Here is a 4,975-nt window from a genome sequence, read left to right as displayed (position 1 = left end):
CCACGGCCGAGGCGGTGCCGCGCGCGGGCCGGCCGGTGCGCGGGTCCAGGATGTGGGCCTGCCTGGCGCCGGCGGCGGAATAGCGGAACTTGTTGTAGTTGCCGGAGCTGAAAAGGGATTCGGCGTCGCCCAGTTCGACCGTGCCCAGCACGCCACCGAAGGGGTCGCGCAGCGCCACGCGCCATGGCCGCGACCCCTTGCCGACCAGGGCGGTGACATCGCCCCCCAGGTTCACCAGCGCGTCGTGCACGCCGTGGCGCTGCAGGGTAGTGACCACCTGGGCGGCCGCGACCCCTTCGGCCATGGCCGCGAAGTCGAGCTGGGTGCGCGGGTCATCGGCGCGCAGCTGCGTGCCTTCGATGTGCACGCCGGTGATGCGCGGGCGGTCCTGCAGCCAGGCGGCAAGGGTTTCGTCGCGCGGGGTCGGGGTCAGGATGGGATAGGTGGAGGTGTGGAAACCCCAGGCTTCGACCAGGCCGCCAATGGCCGGGTCGAACAGACCGTCGGTGGCCACCGACAGCGGCCGGGCCAGGCGGACCAGTTCCAGGACCGAATCCGGGGCCGGGGCCGGCTTGCCGGCAGCGAAGGCTTCGTTGATGCGCGTGACGTCCGACGGTTCCCAGGCATGCCACTCGCGGTGGCGCTGGTTCAGTGCGGCGGAGAGTTCGGCCAGCGCGGCCTGGGCGGCGTCGGGGTCGGCGCCGCGCAGGCGGATCTCGGCGGTGGAGCCGAACACCAGCAATTGTTCGACGCGTTCCGGCGGCGGTCCGCAGGCCGCCAGCGCCAGGGCGGCGGCAAGTGCCAGCCAGCGACGTGGGTCAGACGTACTGGCTGCCCGGGGCATCCACCCACCCGCGGATGAAGGCCACGTCATCGGGCGCCATGTCGATGAAGCGGAAACCGGTCCAGACCTGCCCCGGCGCCGCGGCTTCGTCCGACCACAGTTCGTGCGCGCCCAGTTCGACCGCGCGGGAGTTGCCGTCGCCGTCCTTGAGCGTGAAACGCAGCTGGAACAGGGCGTCGCTGGTCAGGGCCTCGCCCAGGATCAGAAGCATGCCGGTTTCGGACAGGTTGCTCAGCTTGCCGATGACATGGCCAGTCATGGTGTCGGTGACATCCACGTCGAAACCGACCTTGCGGCGCTTGGCGCGGCGGTATTCGGTGTTCATCGCGCGGGGGCCTCCTTGCCGGTCTTGGGCTGGCCGGCGAAGGAACGCAGGGCATTCATCACCGTGCTCCAGGCGCGGTCGATCAGCGTGCCCTTTTCTTCCTCGACCACCTTCACCTGGCCCTGGGCGATGGCCTTGGCCAGGCCTTCGAGGGTGTGGTCGCCGACCTTCTGGCCACGATGGTTCACGAACAACACGTGGCCGGTGACGGTGGAGAACCAGGACAGCCGGCGGCGGACCTTTTCACCCTGCTGGTTGAGCGTGAACTCGAACCAGGTGCCGAAGGGCAGGTGCTTGATCTGCTCAAGCCGGGCCTGCTCTTCGGGCGTAAGGATGACCTTCTTCTTTTTCTTGGATTCCTGAAGGTCCTCGCCCAGCCGGGCGCGGGCCTTGAGCCGCATGGTGAGTTCGGTGCGGCTGGCGGCGGAATCGTCGTCGGCGGCGGCACCGCCCTGCGGGTCGACCAGGCGCTGGGCGATCGCGGAGGCCTCTTCGTCGTGGTAGCCGACCTGGGTAAGCGCGCCCTGGATGTCCTGCTGCAGCGCGGCGGCCTCGCTGCTGGGAATACCGGCGGCGCCGGGCCCGGCCTTGGCGACGCCGACCAGGCGTTCGGCGATTTCCAGCTGCTGGCGCCAGGCGTCGGAGTCCTCGCCCTGGCGCAGGGCGGTAAGCGCCATCACGTCGGTCCAGGCCTGGCTGAGCAGGGTATGGGTGAAGCGCGGCAGGTTCTGCTTCTTGAGCATGGCCTCGACCACGGTCGCCGCGCGTTCGCGGGCCAGGGCCAGGCGTTCCTTGCCGCGGGCGGCTTCGACGTGGCGCTTTTCCGCCACCTCGGCCTTGCGCGACACGGTTTGCAGATGCGAGCTGAGGTCTTCGAGCAGGTTGCTGAACACGCCCAGGTCGCCGTCGAACTCGCGCACCGTGCGGTCGACCACCGACTGCATCTTGCCCACCAGCTGCTGGTCGGCGTCGTCTTCGCCCAGCCAGTAGGCGCCGGTTTCGGCGATGGCGTTGAGCATCTGCCGGGCCGGGTGCTGCTGGCGGGTGAAGAAGCCCTTGTCCTGCAGGGCCACGCGCAGCAGCGGCACCTGCAGCTTGGCCAGCAGGTTCGAGGCCGGGCTGTTGGGCCGCACGTCCTTCATCAGGTGGTCGAACAGCATGCCGACCAGGTCGATGGCGTCGCTGTCTTCTTCGGGCAGCGCCGGTGACTTGCCGTCGGGGGTGGCCTGGCGCAGCTGGGCCAGCAGGTCCTGCTTGAGGTGGTTGACGGTGCGTGCGGCCGGTTTGCCGTTGACCATCACCGGTGCCGGCGGTTTTTTCTGCAGTAGTCCCAGGGCTTCCTGGACCAGGGCCGGTTCGACCACGACGGCATTGCCGGGCGCCGAACGCGCGCCGCCACCGGCGCCGCCGCCGACCAGCTTGCCCAGCAGCTGGCGCCGCCCGGCCAGCAGGTGCCGCATCTGCTGGAAGCTGTCGTCGCTGGCCGCGGTGCCGCTGTCCTGGCCGCCGCCCGTGCCCATGCCGCCAGAGCCCCCGCCCGCGCCCGCGCCCCCACCAGAGCCGCTGCCGGTACCGCCGCTGCTACCGCCGCCGTCGGCGCGGGCACCGCCGGCGCGGGCAGTGGTTTCGTCGGCCGCGCCGTCCCGGGCGGCCTTGGCCGGGCCGGTGGTGGTGCCGGTCGGCCGCGCCCGCACCGGCACGTAGTGCAGGTTGGGCAGCACGCCGTTGCGCGCCAGGTAGGTGTTTATCGATTCGATGAAGGCGCCGTAGAGCGGCGACAGGTGCCGTTCGAAGGTGCGGTAGAGAAGGGCGCGGTGTTCGGCGCTCAGTTCAAGGCATTCGGCCGCCGAACGCAGCATGCGGCACAGGGCGTGCGGCCCGACCGGCAGGGTTTCGGCATCGAAGGCCGGCTTGCCCGCCAGCACGCCAAAACGCTGGCCAAGCAGGTAAAGCGGCAGGCTGCTGCGGACCTCGATGCGGCCCGAGACCTCGGCGAGCACCGTGGCTTCGTCCATTTCGAGGTTGTCGACCAGGGCCAGTTCGTCCCGGTTGAACCGGAAACCGCCGATCATGGCCTTCGGGCTGACGGCGTCGCGCACGCAGGCCAGTTCGGCCTCGAGCGCGATCAGGAAACGCGGCACCAGGTCGGGGCGGGTGCGCTTGACCAGGCGCTGCGCCTCGAGCCAGCGTGTCTGCACGATGTTGCTGCGCGCCTGTTCGGCGTACTTGAACAGCTGCTGCTCGAATTCATTGAGCGTGCCGACCAGCGTGCGTTCGATTTCGTCGGACGCATACTCGAGGATGCCGCCCAGAAGGCCGCGTACCCGATCCGGCAATGGCCGCGACGCCAGCGTCGGTGCCGACGCGTGCGGAGGTGGTGCGGATGCGGACATCCGTCTCTCCGTGTGATTCCCCAGCGCGATTCTAGGCACACCCGGGCGCCCGCGCCTAGGGCCGGGCCACCCGCGACGCCGTTGTCGCGGGTGGCCGGAAACACTAGTGCTTGCCGTTCCAGACCAGTCCCAGCACCCCGCTGCGGCCGGGCGTGTTGTAGCCCTGCACCAGGGTGTAGTCGCGGTCGGTCAGGTTTTCGATGCGTGCTTCGAGCCGCCAGGACGGTGAAAGGGACCAGGCCAGGCGCAGGTGGGCGATCGCATACGCGCCGGGATTGCCCCCGACGTCGCGCCGGGACGAGGCGTAGTCGGCGTCCAGGCCCAGTTCCAGGCCATTGCCGAAGCGGTAGCCGACGTCCGCGTGCGCCTTGTGCCGGGCGCGGCGCAGCAGGGCAAGGCCGGTGGCCTCGTCCTCGGTGTCCAGCCAGGCCAGGTTGCCGCCGAAGGTCCAGGCCTCGCCGTCGTAGCGGTAGTCGAGCTCGACGCCGTCCATGCGGGCGCGGTTGATGTTGATGGCATTGTTGGTGCCCGGGGCCGCGAAGGCTATCAGGTCGCGAACGCGGGTCCGGTAGGCCGAAAAGCCGAGCGTATGCCCCGTGGCCGGTGCCAGGGACAGGCCCGCTTCCAGGGTTTCCGAGCGCTCGGGGCGCAGGTCCGGGTTGCCGGCGAAGCCGTAGCCGGTGTCCGGGTAATAGAGCTCGTTGAAGTTCGGCGCCCGGAAGCCTTCGCCCCACGACAGCCGCAAAAGGGCGTCGGGGCTGAAGTTCCAGCCCCAGGCCGCGTTGGCGGTGGTGGCGCCGCCGAACTGGTTCCTGTGGTCGCGGCGCAGCGAAAGATCGAGCAGCTGGCTGCCCCAGCGTCCGCCGTAACCGGCAAAGGCGGCGCGGCTGCTGCGGCTGCGTGAGAAAGTTTCTCCATCGAAGACGTTCGAGGAAATGCCCTCTTCGTCCTGCCAGTTCACGCCCAGGTTCAGCGTGCCCGAGGGGCCCAGCGCCAGGCTGTTCACCCAGTCCAGGCTGGTGCGGCGGCTGCGGAAGGCGTTGGAGAAGCCCGACACCGTGTCCAGGTCCTCGCGGGCATGGCCCAGGGCCAGCTGGTGGCTCCAGTTGGTGCCCAGTTCGCCGCCCAGGCTCAGGCCGGCGGAGCTGTTGCGGGCACGGGTGTCGCCCTGGTCGAACTCGACGTCGGCTTCGGTGGCGACCGCGCTGAAGGCCAGGCGTTGGCTGCCCAGCGTGGTCCGTCCGCGCAGGCCCAGGTTGACGTTGCGGTAGCCGTCGTCGTCGGGGTCGTAACCCCAGCTGTCGGCATTGGTGGCGGAAAAGCCGCGCAGGCGCTGCCAGCCGGCAGTGACGCCGAAGCCGCGCTCGTCGGTGCCGGCGCCGGTGCCGGCGCTGGCGCCGACGCGGCCGTAGC

At 70.1% G+C, this 4,975-nt stretch carries 4 protein-coding genes; all 4 read right to left on the bottom strand.

Annotated features, from left to right (window positions below; all coding sequences use genetic code 11):
- Positions 1–844, bottom strand: an 844-nt coding sequence (locus AACZ35_RS12400) for an FAD:protein FMN transferase (protein ID WP_339829771.1), incomplete at its 3' end; no start/stop codon positions are given.
- Positions 819–1,169, bottom strand: a complete 351-nt coding sequence (locus AACZ35_RS12395) for a PilZ domain-containing protein (protein WP_339829769.1) — start codon at positions 1,167–1,169, stop codon at positions 819–821. The genes AACZ35_RS12400 and AACZ35_RS12395, both read right to left, overlap by 26 nt.
- Positions 1,166–3,562 carry a DUF1631 domain-containing protein gene (locus AACZ35_RS12390; RefSeq protein ID WP_339829767.1) on the bottom strand — a complete coding sequence of 799 codons (2,397 nt, stop codon included), beginning with the start codon at positions 3,560–3,562 and terminating at the stop codon, positions 1,166–1,168. Before AACZ35_RS12390 ends, AACZ35_RS12395 begins: the two co-directional genes overlap by 4 nt.
- Positions 3,563–3,665: 103 nt before the next feature.
- A partial coding sequence (locus AACZ35_RS12385) for a TonB-dependent receptor (RefSeq protein WP_339829765.1) occupies positions 3,666–4,975 on the bottom strand: 1,310 nt, incomplete at its 5' end.

This window comes from uncultured Arenimonas sp. (genome assembly GCF_963976025.1).
In the GTDB taxonomy this organism is placed as follows: domain Bacteria; phylum Pseudomonadota; class Gammaproteobacteria; order Xanthomonadales; family Xanthomonadaceae; genus Arenimonas.
The sequence above is the reverse complement of the archived record's forward strand: the minus strand, read 5'-3'. Positions and strand labels throughout refer to the sequence as shown.

Bases quoted from the DNA above. Each gene is read 5' to 3' on its own strand.
- AACZ35_RS12395 (WP_339829769.1), bottom strand. From the start codon at position 1,169: ATGAACACCGAATACCGCCGCGCCAAGCGCCGCAAGGTCGGTTTCGAC.
- AACZ35_RS12390 (WP_339829767.1), bottom strand. From the start codon at position 3,562: ATGTCCGCATCCGCACCACCTCCGCACGCGTCGGCACCGACGCTGGCG.